Genomic DNA, 16694 nt, shown 5'->3' with positions numbered 1-16694 from the left:
TTTATATTTTTAATATGATTCGTTCTCCCAGTTCTTTGCTGAGGTGATATTTTATTTTATTCAATTGTGTCAGTTCTTGCATGAGTGCGAGGATGCGATCCATATCCTTTGTATATTGTGCGTCTTTAATTTGAGTATGTAAGTCTTTGATACGGTGGTTTATGAAGGCGTCTTTCAATGCGAAAATATCTTTGAGTACCAGTTGTTGCAGTTTGTCTTCTTCTTGTTCCAAAACACGGAATTTGAAATGGTATTTGCTAAGCTGGTATTTGTCACTCATCAGATTGGCTGCCAGTTTGCTGATGGCTGGGTTCGGATGGTGCAGGAAAAAACGATTGGCAACGAAGCCTTCTTCCGTATAATGAGAAACAGCTTCATCCAACATCTCCTTGAACAAAGGGGTCTGAAAGGTAAGGTCATCCTGTGCCAGTTCGTTGTGAATATATTCAATGACCAAGGTCCGCACTTCCTCTCCGCTTTCTTCGTCTTTGTATTTGTATAACTCAAATTCTCCATAACGTACGATATAGCGTAACAAGGCCAACTCATAGACCTCGAATGGAGACCGTTTGGGCGATGGAGGTGGCATTGTAGGTTCTGTTTGTGGGGGCTGAGGGGCATATCCAGTCTCCTCCTGCGGCAAATCTTCCGGTGGAGGAGGCGGAGCATCAGCTCCGGGCATATCGGGTATATTCCCATCCTGTGGGTTATATGCCGGGTAATCTACATAACCGGCCGGGATAGGAGGAGGCAGAGGTGCTGTGGGAGAGGCTGTTTGCGCAGTCCGTTTCTCCTCATTCTGTAAGCGGATCTTATTGACTTCATTGAGTAATACCCTTTCATCGACCTCCAACATACTGCTGCATTCGCGGATATACACCGTCCGTGCAATCGTGTCAGGGATAATAGCTACAGATCGTATAATGTCATTGATAAGAGAGGAGCGTTTGATCGGATCGTTTCCTGCGTCCTCCAATAAGAGTTTGGTCTTGAAGCGGATGAAATCAGTTTCGCTCTTTTGAATAAACTCATTGAAGCCTGTAGCATTATGCTTGCGGGCGTAGGAGTCGGGGTCTTCTCCGTCAGGTAGGAGGACGACTTTGATGTTCATTCCTTCTTCCAAAAGCATATCGATTCCGCGAATAGCCGCTTTGATACCGGCAGCATCTCCGTCATACAAGACTGTGATATTGTTTGTGAAGCGACGAATCAGGCGTATCTGTCCCTGGGTCAATGCGGTACCGGAGGAAGCGACCACATTTTCTATACCTGCCTGGTGCATGGAGATCACATCCGTATATCCTTCCACCAGATAACAACGATCGGCTTTTACGATCGGTTGTTTGGCGAAGAAGATACCATAGAGTTCATTGCTCTTATGATAGATCTCACTCTCCGGGGAGTTGACATATTTGGCTGTCTTTTCATCTTTTTTCAATGTGCGGCCACCAAAGGCAACAACTTTACCACTCAAGGTATGCACTGGGAACATCACCCTGCCGCGGAAACGGTCGTTTACATTTCCGTTATCATAGGCAATAATCAGACCTGTTTTCTCAAGAAACTCTTTTTGATACCCGCTTTTTGTGGCTTCCAGGTATAAAGCATCCCGTTTGTCCAGGCTATAACCCAGTTGAAACTTACGGATGATATCTTCCCGGAAACCTCTTTCCCGGAAATAGCGAAGACCAATATTTTTCCCTTCTTCCTGCTCGTAGAGCTGGGTGCTGAAGTATTGTTGTGCCCAGGTATTAACGATAAGCATACTTTCCCGGTCACTGCGAATCTGCTTTTCCCGGTCGGTCAGTTCTCTTTCCTGTATGTCTATATTGTATTTCTTTCCCAGGTATCGTAAAGCATCGAAATAAGTCATCTGCTCATGTTTCATAATGAAATGAACAGCTGTGCCACCTTCCCCGCAGGCAAAGCATTTGCATATATTCTTGGCTGGTGAAACGTAGAAAGATGGGGTTTTATCGGTATGAAACGGACAGAGCCCTACGTAGTTTACTCCCCGTCGTCTGAGGGTGACAAATTCGGATACCACATCCACAATATTTGCAGCGTCCAGTATCCTATCTATTGTAGGTTGATCAATCATCGGGAACTATTCTTTTAGCGAACACAAATGTAAGGAATATTTCTGTTCCTACAAATGGGTGGACTATGGTGTTAGTTTCCCCGGAAAGGCCTATCTTTGCCGCTGAATAAGAATGACTAATATCGGAACAAAAACGATGAAGAGAATATTCTGTCCGAAATGTGATAATCAACTGACATTTGATGAAACGAAATACCCGGAAGGAAAGGTATTGGCTTTTGTCTGTCCGCAATGTGGCTCCCAGTTTAAAACAAAATTGGGACGAAAAATCATTAAAACCGACACCGGTGAAGAGAAAGAGGTGAAAGAGCCGGACTTTTCCTGTGGATATATAACTGTAATAGAGAATGCTTTCGGATTTAAACAAGAGCTTCCTCTGGTAGAGGGGGATAATGTGATTGGCCGGCGTAATAAGGATACGGAAGGCATAGATGCCCCGATCATCACAAGCGATCCCAGTATGGGGCGTAAACATTGTGTGATTCGTGTAAAAAGGCAGGGAGATGGCTCTTTTATGTATACTTTGCGCGATTTCCCCAGTCTCACGGGTACTTTTCTACGAAACGAATTAGTCGGGAAGAACGAACAGATCCGTATAGGGGAAGGGGCTATTGTCACTCTGGGAGCTACTACTTTCATTTTGCATACGGCCGACGGGGAAGAGTTTTAGTCAATAGATAGAGGTATATAGTTTTTAGTCAATAGAGATTGGTTTAGATGACACAAGTAAATCCGCCGTCGACGAACGCGACGGCTTTTCGTATTTTGATTGCTTTGAGTGTGATTCATTGTATGAATGATGCCTTGCAATCGGTAGTATCCGCTTCTTACCCGTTAATAAAGGATGAACTGGGATTGAGTTTTGCACAGATCGGGATGATCACATTGGTTTATCAGTTTGCCGCTTCCGTCTTTCAACCTTTTGTCGGTCTGTTTTTTGATAAACGTCCTGTTGCCTGGTCTTTGCCTATTGGTATGAGTTTTACCTTAATAGGCTTGATAAGCCTGGCATTTGCCCATACGCTTCCTTGGGTGTTGTCTGCGGTCTTTCTGGTGGGGGTCGGTTCGTCTATCACGCATCCGGAGGCTTCCCGAATCACCTCTTTGGCTTCGGGAGGAAGAAGAGGATTGGCACAATCCGTCTTTCAGGTGGGAGGAAACCTGGGCAGTTCCCTAGGGCCTTTGTTAGTTGCTCTGTTGGTTGCTCCGTATGGAAGAGAAAACATCGGTTATCTTTCTATCCTGGCTTTTATCGCTATTCTGGTGATGATGCCTATCAGTCGTTGGTACAGTCGTTACCTGATACGGGTGAAAAGGGAAGAGGCCGTATCCAAAGTGGCGGTGGAAAGACCGCTTCCGCTGAAACAAACGATTCTTTCTATCGTTATTTTACTTATTCTAATCTTTTCTAAATATGTATATACGGCAAGTTTATCCAGTTATTATACATTTTACCTGATAGAAAAATTTGGTGTTACGATTCAGCAATCGCAATTGTATCTCTTTGTTTATCTGGTAGCTATGGCTATCGGTACGTTCTTGGGTGGACCTGTAGGGGATAAGATCGGAAGAAAGTATGTGATATGGGGTTCTATTCTTGGCGCCGCCCCTTTTACTTTATTGATGCCGCATGTAGGTTTACTCTGGACAGTGGTATTAAGCTTTTTTATCGGACTTATAATATCCTCTGCTTTTCCGGCAATCCTGGTGTATGCCCAGGAACTACTGCCTTATAAACTTGGATTGATATCCGGGCTTTTCTTTGGGCTGGCCTTTGGAATAGCGGGTATAGCCTCTGCCGTATTGGGTAAGTTGGCGGATGTGTATGGGATAGAAGCAGTCTATCACGTGTGCGCCTTTATGCCCTTATTAGGTTTGGTTACCTGGTTCCTGCCGGATCTGAAACATCCCCGGAAATAGATGAATTACCGGTGGATGGGACGGATTGAATATTAATCGTTGGCCATTATCGTTACATATTCAGATTATTCCTTATTTTTGTTGCAATCTATAATATGAAAACAGGATGAGAAGAATATCCCTATTAACAATGATGTGTTGTATAGCCTTTTTGGCAGTGAGTCAAAAGAAAGCTCCCAAATGGATGGAGAAACAGCGCAAAGCAATTATTTCTATTACTACTTATGGAAAAGACAATAAAGTATTACATACCGGTAATGGCTTTTTTATCTCCGAGTCGGGAGAGGCTTTAGCAGGTTACAGTCTTTTTAAAGGAGCTGAGCGTGCCACGGCGACAGATACGGAGGGGAAAACCTATCCGGTAACTACCATAATGGGTGCCGATGGTTTGTATGATGTAATAAAGATACAGGTGCATGTGCCCAAGAAAATACCTTTTTTCTCGTTAGCCACTGAGCCGCTGGCCAATGGAAGCAATGTGTATCTGGTCCTTTTTACAACAGAGAAGACGGCTACATTCAAAGAAGGTACCGTTACGGAAGTAAGTAAACTCAAAGATCCTTATTCTTATTATAAGACATCTATAGCCCTGGAGTCGGCTCAATGGATAAATGCACCTTTGTTGACTGAAGAGGGGCGTGTCGTAGGGCTGATGCAGGAGGATGCTGCCGGAAAGAAAGATGTTTCTTATGCTGTCTCTGCCGGTTATGTCAATAGTTTGGAAGTGAATTCAATGTCTTTATTAAGTGCCACTTATACAGATATCGGTATACGCAAAGCCTGGCCGAAAGAGGTAGAGCAAGCACAGATATCTCTGTTCTTACTCAAAGGGTCACAGGATGCAAAAAACTACCTGGAAACAATCAATGATTTTATCGCTGCATTCCCTCATCATTCCGAAGGATATCAGAGCCGTGCCTCTTTGTATGCCTATAGCCGGGCAGAACTAGCCGGTACACCTGCCGAAGAACAACTCTATTTGGATCGTGCATTGGAAGATCTCAATACGGCAGCCCAGTACATACCTAAGAAAAGTGATGCGTTGTATAACAGAGCCCGTTTGATTTTTGACATCGCCAATGGAGATACTACGATTACGGATAAAAACTGGACCGTAGCTGCTGCCATGACACTATTACAGGAAGCAATCGATGAAGAAGATTCTCCTGTTTATCGTCAGTTGGAAGGAGATATGTTTTTCTCTCTGGGGGCTTATGAACCGGCTTATGAGAGTTATATGAAAGTGACAGAGAGTGATATGGCATCGGCCTCTTCTTATTATCTGGCGGCCAAAGCGAAAGAAAATATTCCCGGAACAAATATCAGTGACATCATTGCTTTATTGGATAAAGCAATTGATATGGGAAAAGAAAATCCAACGGAAGATACGTTTGCTTATTTACTGGAGCGGATTGATTTTAAGATGAAACTGACGTTGTATGAAGAAGCTATAACAGACTATGACCTTTATGCCGAGATGTTAGGCGGCCGTGTAAACCATAGCTTTTATTATTATCGGGAACAGGCAAAGTTCCGTATGGGCGATTTCGCAGGAGCCTTAGCAGATATTCAGGAGGCATTGAAAGCAGTTCCTTTGAATCCGAATTACCTGGCTGAAGAAGCCTCCGTCTATATTCGCCTGGAAAAATACCCGGAAGCCCTGCAGAGTATAGATAAAGCCATAGAGCAAGCGCCTGATTTTGCCTCTTGTTATCGTCTGAAAGGCGTCGCTTATGTACGCACATCCCAAAAGAATAAAGCCTGTGAAGCCTTTCAGAAAGCGCAGGAGTTAGGAGATCCGGTAGTGGCTCGTTTGATAAAGGAACATTGCGGAGAATAATTTACTAGCTGCATTTTCTTTATATGAAGTCTTTCTCCCACATAAACTTGTATCGTATCTATTGACGATCTTGTTGTTTTTCTCAAAAAAAAAGAAGAAACAGGAATATGTGTAACAATTGTTACACATATTCCTGTTTCTTCTTTCTATATTTGCAGCATATAGGATGCGCCTTGGCATAGCTCAAACATGTTTGGCTCTGCATTCGGCTTTCACTATATTCGCCAAGCGAAGCACTTGATTGAAACGCGATGAGAAAACTACTTCATATAATACCCTGGTACTTTGTTGTCCCGCTCTTTATTATAGCCGGGGTGACAGTCGGATTAGGAGGTTACTCCATATATATGTCACGGACTCATTCATATCTTTCCGACGATCCTTCGGCTTGTGTCAATTGTCATATAATGACTCCTTACTATCAATCGTGGATGCATAGTTCCCATCATTTGTGGGCTAACTGCAATGACTGCCACGTACCGCAAGACAATCCATTAAACAAATACGCTTTCAAAGCGATGGACGGTTTGTATCACGCAGCTGTGTTTACCTTTAAAGGAGAGCCGCAGGTTATTCGTCCGCGCGACGCCAGCAAGGAGGTGATTATGAATAACTGTATTCGTTGTCATACGCAGTTGAATACGGAGTTTGTCAATACAGGAATGATAAACTACACACAGGTAAAGGAGGGTAAAGGAAAAGTCTGTTGGGATTGTCACCGGGAGGTACCACATACAGAGGTAAGTAACCTCTCTTCGTCGCCCAACGCTATCGTGCCCTTGCCGCAATCGCCCGTTCCCGACTGGTTAAAGAATATGATGAAAAACAAAAAATAATATCCGATATGTTCAAGAAATTAGCAGAAGCAATCAAGCAAAAGCCTATCATTGGCTGGGGTCTCTTTGCAATCGTAATGGTTGCCGTGTTTGTGTTGGGGCTTTTAGCAGCATCCATCACCGAACGCAGAGCAGAAATAGCCACATTGTATAATAATAAAAAAGTGGATATTTCGGGCATCAATCCCCATAGTGAAGAATGGGGGTTGAACTATCCCCGTGAGTATGACACCTGGAAGAAAACCAAAGAGATGGATTTCCGCAGCAAACATTTGGGTAATACGCCCGAAGATGTACTGGAGAGTCGTCCTGAGATGGTGGTGCTCTGGGCCGGTTATGCTTTCTCTCGGGATTATTCCGCACCACGGGGACATATGTATACCCTGGAAGACATGACGCACACATTGCGTACCGGCACGCCCGATCACGATCATAAAGATATACAGCCGGCTACCTGTTGGACTTGTAAAAGTCCGGATGTACCCCGGATGATGCACGAAGTGGGGATAGAGAACTTCTACAAAGCAAACTGGAGCCAATTCGGCAGTGAGATTGTCAATCCTCTGGGATGTGCCGATTGCCATGATCCGCAAACGATGAACCTGACCATTACCCGTCCGGCACTGATTGAAGCCTTCCAGCGACAAGGCAAAGACATCACGGAGGCTACGCCACAGGAGATGCGTATGCTGGTTTGTGCACAATGTCATGTGGAGTATTATTTCCAAGGCGATGGTAAATACCTGACTTTCCCGTGGGACGGCGGCATGACCGTGGAAGCCATGGAGGAATATTATGATAATGTCGGCTTTACCGACTGGGTGCACGGCTTGAGCAAAACACCGATGTTGAAAGCGCAGCATCCCGACTATGAGATATTCCTATTAGGCCCTCACGCACAGAGAGGATTGTCGTGCGCCGATTGCCATATGCCGTATATGTCTGAAGGAGGTATCAAATATTCGAACCATCAGGTCATGAGTCCGCTTAAAAATATTTCATCTACCTGTCAGACCTGCCACCGGGATAGCGAAGAGAATCTGCGTAACTATGTATATCAATACCAGGATAAAGCATTAGAGATCCGGGATCGTGTGGAGACAGAGCTTGCCAAAGTACATATCATGGCCAAAACAGCATGGGATAACGGAGCGGATGATGTTAGAATGAAAGAGTCATTGAAACTAATCCGTCAGGCGCAATGGCGTTGGGATTTTGCTGTCGCCTCTCATGGAGCGTCGTTTCATGCTCCTGTGGAAACACAACGTATCCTGGCTCACAGCCTGGACCGCACCATGCAAGCACAGTTGGAACTGCAAAAGGTATTGTTCTCTTTGGGCGTAACAGATGTGAAGATGCCGGATATCTCGACCAAAGAAAAGGCACAGGAGTATATCGGTTTGGATATGAAAGAGTTGCGTAACGATAAAAACAAATGGATAGAAACTACATTGCCCGCCTGGTTGGAAAAAGCAAAAGCCGAAGGTAAGTTGGCTGCAAACTAAGATTTCAATCCTTATACCCTTAATCGAATGGAGAGAAGAACAAACCGCAAGATATGGCAGATGCCTTGGGGTTATACGGAGAGTATTATCATTACTTGCGGAATAGTCATTGTCGGCTTCCTATTGCAACTAACTACCGGGAGCTTTAATTTCTATCTGTTGGCGGCACCGGTCAATCTGTGGGTTGGAATCGCTCTTGTGGCACTATGTGTTGTTTCGTTATGGATAGGCAAAAGCCGGTTTATGAGGTGGTTCACGGGCGTACCTTTTGCTGTTTGCCTGATATCGGCCTTGCTTATTCTTTGCCTTATCATGGGATTAACTCCACAAACGACCTCTGGCAATAATCCGACAACTCTTTTCAGCCGATTGGGATTCGACAATATGACCCATTCGTGGGCTTTTGTATTCATTTACTTCACCACCCTTCTTTCCCTCGGCAGCCTGATTGCCCGGCGACTTTACCGGTTCAGAAGAAAAGATTATGGATTCTACCTGAATCATATCGGGCTTTGGCTGGTGCTTTTTGCTTCAGGGTTGGGATATGCCGACAGGGCAAGGTATGTTATGTATGTGCGCGAAGGCGAAGTAGAATGGCGTGTATACGATGATAATGGCAATGTGAAAGAACTGCCCATAGGCATCAAACTCAATGACTTTGATATGGAGGAATACCCTCCTCAATTAACTGTAATCGACCGTCAGAGTGGAGAACCTCTGCCAACTGATAATCCGGATTATTACCAGATAGACGTAAAATCGCCTGCGGATCGTCTGAACGGATGGTATATAGGAGTGGAAGAATATATCCATCAGGCCGTTCGCAGTAGTGACAGCACGTATCGCGAAGTACCCATGCCCGGTGCCACTCCGGCAGTTAAGATCCGAGTTGTAAACGACAAAGGTGAGGAACGAAGCGGTTGGGTATGCGGAGGCAATCAGGCGCAGTTGTATATGACATTGTCACTCGATGCGCAGCAATGCGTGGTAATGACCCAGCCTGAACCCAAACGGTTTATGTCGGATATAGAAGCTTATACACCGGATGGGACTATCAAAAAAGGGATATTGGAGGTAAACCACCCCTTGCGAATAGGCCATTGGACAATCTACCAGTATGGTTATGATGATAAAGCGGGCAGATTGTCCTCTTATAGCAGTATGGAGCTGGTGTATGATCCCTGGATTACCCCCGTTTACATTGGTTTTATCTTTATAGCCTTAGGTGCCCTAGCGATGATTCTGAGTGGAAAAAGTATAAAACGGAAAGAAGAAAAAGATGAATTGGAGTAACTTTATAGGATTTGCCATCCCTTCGGTAGCCCTTTGGTTGGCTGCCGGACTTACTGTTTATAGATCTCAGAAACGGTTGGCTGACATATTGATGCTTTCCGGCATTGTCTTGTTTACCACGTTTATTATCGGATTCTGGATTCACATCGAACGCCCACCCATGCGGACGATGGGAGAGACCCGTTTGTGGTACTCATTCTTTTTATCTGTCGTTGGCTATCTGGCATACCGCCGGTGGCAATATCCGTGGCTTTTGTCGTTCTCGGCATTGGTCGCTTCTGTTTTTGTGTTTGTCAATCTGTTCAAACCCGAAATTCATTCGAAGAACCTGATGCCAGCTTTACAAAGTATTTGGTTTGTACCTCATGTGACCTCTTATATCCTATCGTATGCCATGCTGGGGGCAGCTACCATCGGGGCTTTTGTACAGCTTCGGAAGATACGGTTGACCTCCCACTCCGACAAGAAGATATTTGCCTTCATCGACAATATTGTCTATATCGGCTTCGGTTTTCTTGTATTGGGCATGTTGATGGGAGCTGTCTGGGCGAAGGAGGCATGGGGGCATTATTGGTCGTGGGATCCGAAAGAGACCTGGGCTTTCGTAACCTCTATGGGTTATCTGGCTTATATACATATGCGATTACAAGGAAAAAAACAGGAGAAAACATCCCTTTGGCTGCTTCCCATTGCATTTATATTATTAATGATAACCTGGATTGGAGTAAACTACCTGCCTTCGGCACAGGGAAGCATTCATGTGTATTAGCTCTGTTTCCCCCGTGGAAATAAAATTGCCGATATATATCAGCACAATTGCCGATATATATCGACACAAGTGTCGACAATTATCAGCACAAGTGTCGACGACTATCGACACTTTTATTTCCCCGCATGTTTGCTGAATCCTTTCAACTGAATCTCCGTTTTTATACCAATCTCCTGCACAAAATAGGCATCGTGTGAAACGGCCACCACCGTACCCTGGTATCTTTTGATTACATCCGTGATGATTTCCATGCTTTGTATATCCAGATTGTTTGTGGGTTCATCCAGGATAATCATATCCGGCGTTTGGTTTCCAAGCATCAGGCAACAAAATGCCAGGCGCATTTTTTCTCCACCACTTAAGTGTACGCAGGGCTTATCCCATGTCTCGTGAGGAAAAAGATAACGACTTAACAACATTTTAATTTCCTGTTCAAGGAAATAGTGTGTGTTATACTGTTGCGCCTGCTCGTATACAGTCAGTTCATTGCGGATGAGGGAATATTCCTGATCCATATAGATATAACTGAAATCAGCCTTCTCTACTGTACCTTTCTGGGGGGAGAGTGTGCCTGTGATTAGTTTGAGAAGGGTCGTTTTGCCGGAACCATTATCTCCACGAATGATATAACGGTCTCCACTGCGGATGATAAAGTCGAGAGGGTCCTGCCACAAAGAGGTGTCATTGTATCCGAATGTTATTTTCTCGGCTTTGATCAGCATCTTACCCGTATGCAGGTTGGGTGAGTTGAAATTGATTTTCATACTCTTACCATCCGGCAGGTCCTTACGCAGTTGATTGATACTGTCAAGTAGGGTGGCCGCCTTTTCTGCATGTATATCATTTAATTGGGTTCCGCTTTTTTCGGCTTTGTCTTTGAATACGTTCATCGCCAATTTACCGACCCCTTTTTTTTCATTTAGTTTTTTCCCACGGGCTTCGTGTTTTTGTTTGCGTTCGGCCACTTCCCGTGCTGTCTTTTTGGCAAGGCGTAACTCTTTTTCTTTTTCTTCCAGAGAAGCTTGCAGGGCTTGCAACTGTATCTCTTTTTGTTCTTTATAAAAAAGGTAGTTTCCTCCATAGGCTGTAACCCCGTTTGGATTGAGTTCGTAGGTTACCGGCAAGAGATTCAACAAGGTGATGTCATGACTGACAACAAGGATTGTTGCGCGGCTAGACGTTATGAAATCGTATAACTTTTGCCTGCTTTCTGCATCCAGGTGGTTGGAGGGTTCATCCAATAGAATAATTTCGGGTGAATGGATTTGTAATCCGGAGAGAAAGACTTTTGTTTTTTCTCCTCCGCTCAGGGTAGCCATGGATTGGGTCAATTCTATATGTGCCAATCCCCAGGAAGATAATGCAGCTATGCATCGTTCCTCAATGTTCCAGTCATCATTCAATGTGGTGAAATTGGAAAGGGATGCATCTCCTTCCAAAATAGCATGTAAAGCCTTGATTTTCTCTTCGATAAACAAAGCCTGCATTACTGTCTGCGTATCATATTGTCCGAAGTGTTGGGGTACGTAATAGGGGGAAGAGTGGGATATAATCTCCCCTTCATTCGGAGAAAGATGACCGGCCAGGATGTGTAACAGGGTGGATTTGCCGGATCCGTTAGGACCGACCAACGCTACTTTTTCACCTTTATGGAGGATAAAACTGGTGTGACGAAACAATGTTTCGTTGTCCGCATGTATATATGCGATTTGTTGTATTATTAAACTCATTGTGATCTAAATAAAGTCGGCATTTGACAATCGGAGGTAGATTGTTTATGCACATGATTCATTGGAAACCGATAGATGTCCCTTTGTAGAGTGGGACAGAGGTCGGTTTGTTACAACCGACAGTTTATTTAGATATTCTCATTGGAGTAATTATTCGTTAATACTGGCGCAAAGGTAATAAGAATTCTAAAATTCTAAAATGAAAGATTAATAAATTCATACTCTTTCTTATTTCTAATCCTTTTACATCTATCATTTCTCTCATATTTTATGTATATTAAAAAAGAAAAGCCACCATTTGGCAGCTTCTCCTAAATTATGCTGTTCTTTTTATAACTGAATAGACAACAATTCCTTACCTAGTTTATGCAAGGCTGTTTCTAATTTTAAAGTTTGTTCCGGTCTAGGGTTACGCATACCAGAAGCATAATGCCATAACTGTTTTTGGTTTATACCGGTTATACGTTCTAAACCAGATTTTGAAAAAATTCCATTGTAAAACTCTAATAGAGATTTTACGTCCATTTTAAAAACTAACGAGTACTCTCCTGATAGTTCCTCAGGCAATTCGTATCCGAACTCCTGACATTCATCGATTGTTGCTGCGATAGCATCTGTCATATTCCTTTTAATCTCTTCGAAGGTTGCACCGGTAGCAATTATACCGTCTACGCCTTGAATATAAGCGGAATAGTTATTGTCAGCTTTTTCGACAATCACGATTAATGTTTTGCTTTGTTCTGCCATTTTGATCTTTTAGTTACCTGATAACTACATTTTGATATGTTTGATTGTTGAGATCATACGCTTTCCAAGGGAAAGCGGGCTATTTAAGCCCCGCTTCTCTTAGAATTGATGCTAAAGTGCCATCTTTTAAATCGTCATTTCCCTATCAGTATCACAACATAAAGATAACTATATTTCTATCCGATGTGGTTTTTAGCATTTCAACTTGTATAAGACACAAAAGGCACCCCATATCCACACTATTTCCTTCACTTTTTAAGAACAGGATGAATTGTCGTATTTTTGCTTTTTAGGAGTAATAAAACGTATCGGAAATCTATAAGCTTTGGAAACCCACCTGTATTCTTAATCAGATACAGAACCATTCAAAAAATAATTTGCTTAGATGTAGTTTTTCTATAGGTTTTGCGACTAATGATAAAAAGAAAGCAAATGCAGTACATGAAAAGAGAAACTGAATTCATAGAAGTGATAGTTCCCTATCAACCGATACTTTACAAAGTATGCTTGATGTATGCGAATAATAAAGAGGATCTGAATGATCTTTTTCAAGAGTCTTTGATGAATCTATGGTTGGCATACCCAAACTATAGATCGGAGTGCAAAATATCTACATGGATCTATCGCATTTGCTTAAACACTTGTATCAGTGATTTAAGAAAAAAAGGCAAAATGCAATTTGTCCCATTACAAACAGATTTGGACGTGTATGAAAATGAAGATAATAATCAACTTCAAGAATTGTATAGCCTTATAAAAAGACTTAATAAAATGGATCGAGCACTCATTTTACTATGGCTGGATGAAAAAAGCTACGATGAGATAGCCTCAATCTTGCAGTTATCCAAGTCAAATGTGTCGGTTCGTTTGTGTCGGGTGAAAGAAAAATTGAAACAAATGTCAAATATTTAATGCATAAGTTATGGAACAAGATGAAATGAAATTAGCTTGGAAGGAGTTAAACGAAAAAATCACGGCAAGTACATTTGCCAACAAAGAAACACTTGCCTATATTTTGAAAACCCGACGCATGACAGCATGGCAAAGATTGGTCAGAGCAGATAAGTCTGCATCTATCTTTCTCTTCTTATTCGCAATAGGAATGATATACTATAGTGTTTTTGTAAATAATGGAGCATTATGGGTAAGAGTTCAAGTTGTAATCTTATTACTGGTTGCCAGTGGTCTGAATATTATTTCTTATCTGAAACTTACAAAAATGAAATTAGATGAATCTGTGCCAGTGTTATACAAACAGGTATCATCCTATAAGAAACTAACTGTTTGGTCATATTTGATATGTTATGTATTAGTTTTCATTTTAGTAGTAAGTTTACTCTTGGTTTATCCATTACCTCATTTTTCCAAGGTATTAATATTTTTGATAATTCCTGTTGGTGTTGCGATAGATTGTTTTATTTTCCATTGGTCTTCAAACCATATTCACACATTGGTTGATACGACTAAAGAATTGAAAGAATTAAATAAATTGGAATAATCCTTTATTATCTGAACACAAATATATATTCCAAGAATAAAACGTCAAGGCTGAAATGAATTTTATCGGAAATCTTTCTTTCTTGTACCTCGAAAGAGTATTTCCGATAAAAGCCTTGCCTTATTTATTCTTTCCATAGAGGAGGTGTTTACCAGATAAAAAAGGAAAAATATATGCTTGAAGTCTCAAAGAAATTATTTACCTTTACTGCAAGTTGTTTTGATAGTATTGCACGGCAAAACGCTGAAATACGCACGGTTACTAAATCGTTACTTCTGAAATTTAAAACTCTGCAAAAGGTTTATTCCTCAATCGGTTAAGTCAAACCGATGAAAATATAAAATAAAAAACAAATACGCACACGCATATGAAACAAACGGCAGCTTGTATAATTGGAATCATGGGGATGGCTATAGCACTTCAGGGTTGCCAACCCCGTTCTTCTCAAGCCAAACAGGAAGAGGAACCTATAAAACGGGAAGTTATCAGAGAAACATTGTATGATAAGTCTTTACCTGAAATAAAAAAAGCCATAAACGGCAGATGGGAACTTATCAGCGGACAAAACGCACGGGAAACAGGTGAGTTTGAGAATACTTTTATCACCTTTAAGGAAGATACATACATCTGGTCGGAAAACGGAACCGATGAACCGGGAGATCTGAACTGGCGGAAAGGACCGACCGGTGCAGGTTATGATTCTTATTTGATGGATGTCTTTTATGCCGAACGTCCGGCTTATCTCATAGCTATTAGTGGAGATTCATTGTATATCCAGGATATCTCGGATACGGGTTATAAATATTTACTGATACGTAAATAAACAGTGGTTAAGCCATCTGCTTAACCACTGTCTTATTTTTTACAATTGAAGAAGTATATTGTTTGTTTGACTCCATTCAATCAACAATGTACGTAACTCTTTGTATGCAGTCGGTGTGTATTGTAGTTGTTTTAATTCGATCTTTCTCTTTACCTCAATCGTATTACCTTCTTGTTGTATTGTTTGGCTATAAGAACCGAAAGGTTTGTTTATAGTGAAGGATTCAACTGGTGTTTGTAGTTTCATGCCTTCCTCTATATGGAGAGTATATATTATTTCTTCATCAATCAAAGAGGGCAGTTCAAAGAGATTATTTCGTTTGCTGTTAAGCCTGTTTATAGACCAGGTGTCAATCCCGGTAGCATGTGGCGGCAACGTATAAACAATGTATCCGTTTTTAGCCTGATCGGCTTTGAGGGTGATTGCTTTCTTTTCTTTTATGACAATAGGCTGGGTGGTGACTTCAAAGGCTTCTCCGGATAAAGTATATAACCGGTCCAGTGATCCTCGTTGTGGGATGGTGGAAGGGGCCAGGCTTGCAGCAGATAGATAATGCTCTTTCCCTTCTATAGTTGCTTTGAGAGCGAGCCCTTTGATGGCTTTCAGTCCACAGGCTTCCTGTTTCAGGTTTGCCGGATAGATTGCTATGATTTCGCAGGGTATTCCGACAGCCTGCAACATAACAGCTAACAATTGTGTTTTTTCGGCAAGAGTACCGTATGCACTGCGAAGCACATCGTCACAGCAACGTGTCGCATACCCTGTTTGCTCCAGAGGAATAGCTGTTGTACTCATATTGTTCACTATATGATTTTGGATGATGGCTGCCTTTTCAGTCTCTGTTGTAGCGTTTTCAGTGATATACTCAGCATTGCCTTTTGCTTCTAGTTTAAGACCTTGTATAAGTCGTTTCTGAAGGACAGATAATGCCTCTTCCTGGGAGTTATAAGTTGTCGCAAGCAGACAAGGTATTCCCTCTCCGTTTTGAGGAAGAAAAGATTCACGGGAAGATGCGGGTATATTCCGAAGGGTCCATTGCACTTTTTTTGTTCCATTGGAACGGGATTCGGTGGCTTTGACGGAAGAAGCGTACAAATTCCGGTTGAGAGGAGTATTTTCGGGGACAGAGACAGAGACGGTATATTCTTTTACCGGAGATGTCTCTTGTAATCTCTCCTGAATATCCAATGCCGGATAATAACCCGGTTGGGTGATGATGGAGTAATCCAGGTAGATGGTGGCCCCCAGTTCCAATCCGGTATGAACAACTACCATTTCTTTCAGGTGATTGTAGGCAGGAGCGTTTGCAGCCCAACGGGGGAGCACTTCAACGAATGCATTTTCCGGTGTTTCCACAAGGGTGCCGTCTACTTGTTTGGTGTAGGATGCGTGTATCTTCAATTTTTGATACTTCGGGTTGTACAGAATGAAGCTCTCTCCATAGGTACTGTTCATTGCCGTATGGGTGAAGAGGGTGAGTTCCATGCCGAACCGATATTCCTGGCTTCCGTCTGCATGTAATGACCATGCCTTTGATATCTTTTTATATTCTGCTTCCGATCCGGCAAAAGCTAAGGCCGTTATCATCAGAAAAGAAAGAAACAATGTGATTTTATATATTGTATGCATAAT

At 42.4% G+C, this 16694-nt stretch carries 14 protein-coding genes; 10 read left to right on the top strand and 4 right to left on the bottom strand.

Annotated features, from left to right (window positions below; all coding sequences use genetic code 11):
• Window position 1: 1 nt before the first annotated feature.
• The gene (gene dnaG, locus D0T51_RS01990; RefSeq protein WP_163724356.1) at window positions 2–2101 is read right to left on the bottom strand and encodes a DNA primase; all 2100 of its coding nucleotides are present in this window, start codon (window positions 2099–2101) and stop codon (window positions 2–4) included.
• Window positions 2102–2237: 136 nt separating this feature from the next.
• On the opposite strand from dnaG, the gene D0T51_RS01985 reads away from it, so the two are divergent.
• From D0T51_RS01985 to ccsA, 7 genes are all read left to right on the top strand, one after another.
• Window positions 2238–2771: an FHA domain-containing protein gene (locus D0T51_RS01985; RefSeq protein WP_163724355.1), complete on the top strand. Its 534-nt coding sequence runs from the start codon at window positions 2238–2240 to the stop codon at window positions 2769–2771.
• Between the two features lie 47 nt (window positions 2772–2818).
• Window positions 2819–4021, top strand: coding sequence for an MFS transporter (locus tag D0T51_RS01980; protein WP_163724353.1), 1203 nt, complete (start codon window positions 2819–2821; stop codon window positions 4019–4021).
• A 106-nt stretch (window positions 4022–4127) separates the two neighbouring features.
• Complete coding sequence (locus D0T51_RS01975) at window positions 4128–5861, top strand: serine protease (protein ID WP_163724351.1); 1734 nt, start codon at window positions 4128–4130, stop codon at window positions 5859–5861.
• Between the two features lie 251 nt (window positions 5862–6112).
• A complete protein-coding gene (gene nrfH, locus D0T51_RS01970; protein WP_163724349.1) occupies window positions 6113–6697 on the top strand; it encodes a cytochrome c nitrite reductase small subunit in 585 nt (194 codons plus the stop codon).
• Window positions 6698–6705: 8 nt separating this feature from the next.
• On the top strand, window positions 6706–8202 hold the full coding sequence (nrfA, locus tag D0T51_RS01965) for an ammonia-forming cytochrome c nitrite reductase (protein WP_163724347.1): 1497 nt from the start codon (window positions 6706–6708) through the stop codon (window positions 8200–8202).
• 27 nt (window positions 8203–8229) lie between these two features.
• On the top strand, window positions 8230–9495 hold the full coding sequence (locus D0T51_RS01960) for a cytochrome c biogenesis protein ResB (protein ID WP_203583293.1): 1266 nt from the start codon (window positions 8230–8232) through the stop codon (window positions 9493–9495).
• The gene (ccsA, locus tag D0T51_RS01955; RefSeq protein WP_163724345.1) at window positions 9482–10264 is read left to right on the top strand and encodes a cytochrome c biogenesis protein CcsA; all 783 of its coding nucleotides are present in this window, start codon (window positions 9482–9484) and stop codon (window positions 10262–10264) included. Before D0T51_RS01960 ends, ccsA begins: the two co-directional genes overlap by 14 nt.
• Window positions 10265–10377: 113 nt before the next feature.
• Here the strand turns inward: ccsA and D0T51_RS01950 are convergent, their stop codons facing one another.
• Together D0T51_RS01950 and D0T51_RS01945 are read right to left on the bottom strand one after the other, a co-directional pair.
• Window positions 10378–11994 (bottom strand): ABC-F family ATP-binding cassette domain-containing protein, encoded by a 1617-nt coding sequence (locus D0T51_RS01950; RefSeq protein WP_163724343.1) that lies wholly within the window; start codon window positions 11992–11994, stop codon window positions 10378–10380.
• A 330-nt stretch (window positions 11995–12324) separates the two neighbouring features.
• A complete protein-coding gene (locus D0T51_RS01945) occupies window positions 12325–12741 on the bottom strand; it encodes a type II toxin-antitoxin system HicB family antitoxin (protein ID WP_163724341.1) in 417 nt (138 codons plus the stop codon).
• A 441-nt stretch (window positions 12742–13182) separates the two neighbouring features.
• On the opposite strand from D0T51_RS01945, the gene D0T51_RS01940 reads away from it, so the two are divergent.
• The 3 genes from D0T51_RS01940 (at window position 13183) to D0T51_RS01930 (ending at window position 15062) form a co-directional block, all read left to right on the top strand.
• Window positions 13183–13653 (top strand): RNA polymerase sigma factor, encoded by a 471-nt coding sequence (locus D0T51_RS01940; protein WP_163724339.1) that lies wholly within the window; start codon window positions 13183–13185, stop codon window positions 13651–13653.
• Window positions 13654–13663: 10 nt separating this feature from the next.
• A complete protein-coding gene (locus tag D0T51_RS01935) occupies window positions 13664–14239 on the top strand; it encodes a hypothetical protein (RefSeq protein WP_163724337.1) in 576 nt (191 codons plus the stop codon).
• A gap of 367 nt (window positions 14240–14606) precedes the next feature.
• The gene (locus tag D0T51_RS01930; RefSeq protein ID WP_163724335.1) at window positions 14607–15062 is read left to right on the top strand and encodes a hypothetical protein; all 456 of its coding nucleotides are present in this window, start codon (window positions 14607–14609) and stop codon (window positions 15060–15062) included.
• Between the two features lie 39 nt (window positions 15063–15101).
• On the opposite strand, the gene D0T51_RS01925 is transcribed toward D0T51_RS01930, so the two are convergent.
• Entirely contained in the window at window positions 15102–16691 is a 1590-nt protein-coding gene (locus D0T51_RS01925) for a DUF3857 domain-containing protein (RefSeq protein ID WP_203583292.1), read from the bottom strand.
• Window positions 16692–16694: the final 3 nt, after the last annotated feature.

Origin of the sequence: Parabacteroides sp. 52 (genome assembly GCF_010500925.1) — a bacterium.
GTDB lineage: Bacteria > Bacteroidota > Bacteroidia > Bacteroidales > Tannerellaceae > QVMG01.
Note: the sequence above shows the minus strand (reverse complement) of the source record. Positions and strands in the feature narration are given on the sequence as shown.

Excerpts from the sequence above, each read along its gene's own strand:
- D0T51_RS01940 (WP_163724339.1), top strand. The coding sequence starts at position 13,183 with ATGAAAAGAGAAACTGAATTCATAGAAGTGATAGTTCCCTATCAACCG.
- nrfH (WP_163724349.1), top strand. The coding sequence starts at position 6,113 with ATGAGAAAACTACTTCATATAATACCCTGGTACTTTGTTGTCCCGCTC.
- D0T51_RS01935 (WP_163724337.1), top strand. The coding sequence starts at position 13,664 with ATGGAACAAGATGAAATGAAATTAGCTTGGAAGGAGTTAAACGAAAAA.
- D0T51_RS01950 (WP_163724343.1), bottom strand. The coding sequence starts at position 11,994 with ATGAGTTTAATAATACAACAAATCGCATATATACATGCGGACAACGAA.
- D0T51_RS01980 (WP_163724353.1), top strand. The coding sequence starts at position 2,819 with ATGACACAAGTAAATCCGCCGTCGACGAACGCGACGGCTTTTCGTATT.
- D0T51_RS01960 (WP_203583293.1), top strand. The coding sequence starts at position 8,230 with ATGGAGAGAAGAACAAACCGCAAGATATGGCAGATGCCTTGGGGTTAT.
- ccsA (WP_163724345.1), top strand. The coding sequence starts at position 9,482 with ATGAATTGGAGTAACTTTATAGGATTTGCCATCCCTTCGGTAGCCCTT.
- D0T51_RS01930 (WP_163724335.1), top strand. The coding sequence starts at position 14,607 with ATGAAACAAACGGCAGCTTGTATAATTGGAATCATGGGGATGGCTATA.
- nrfA (WP_163724347.1), top strand. The coding sequence starts at position 6,706 with ATGTTCAAGAAATTAGCAGAAGCAATCAAGCAAAAGCCTATCATTGGC.
- D0T51_RS01945 (WP_163724341.1), bottom strand. The coding sequence starts at position 12,741 with ATGGCAGAACAAAGCAAAACATTAATCGTGATTGTCGAAAAAGCTGAC.
- D0T51_RS01925 (WP_203583292.1), bottom strand. The coding sequence starts at position 16,691 with ATGCATACAATATATAAAATCACATTGTTTCTTTCTTTTCTGATGATA.
- dnaG (WP_163724356.1), bottom strand. The coding sequence starts at position 2,101 with ATGATTGATCAACCTACAATAGATAGGATACTGGACGCTGCAAATATT.
- D0T51_RS01985 (WP_163724355.1), top strand. The coding sequence starts at position 2,238 with ATGAAGAGAATATTCTGTCCGAAATGTGATAATCAACTGACATTTGAT.
- D0T51_RS01975 (WP_163724351.1), top strand. The coding sequence starts at position 4,128 with ATGAGAAGAATATCCCTATTAACAATGATGTGTTGTATAGCCTTTTTG.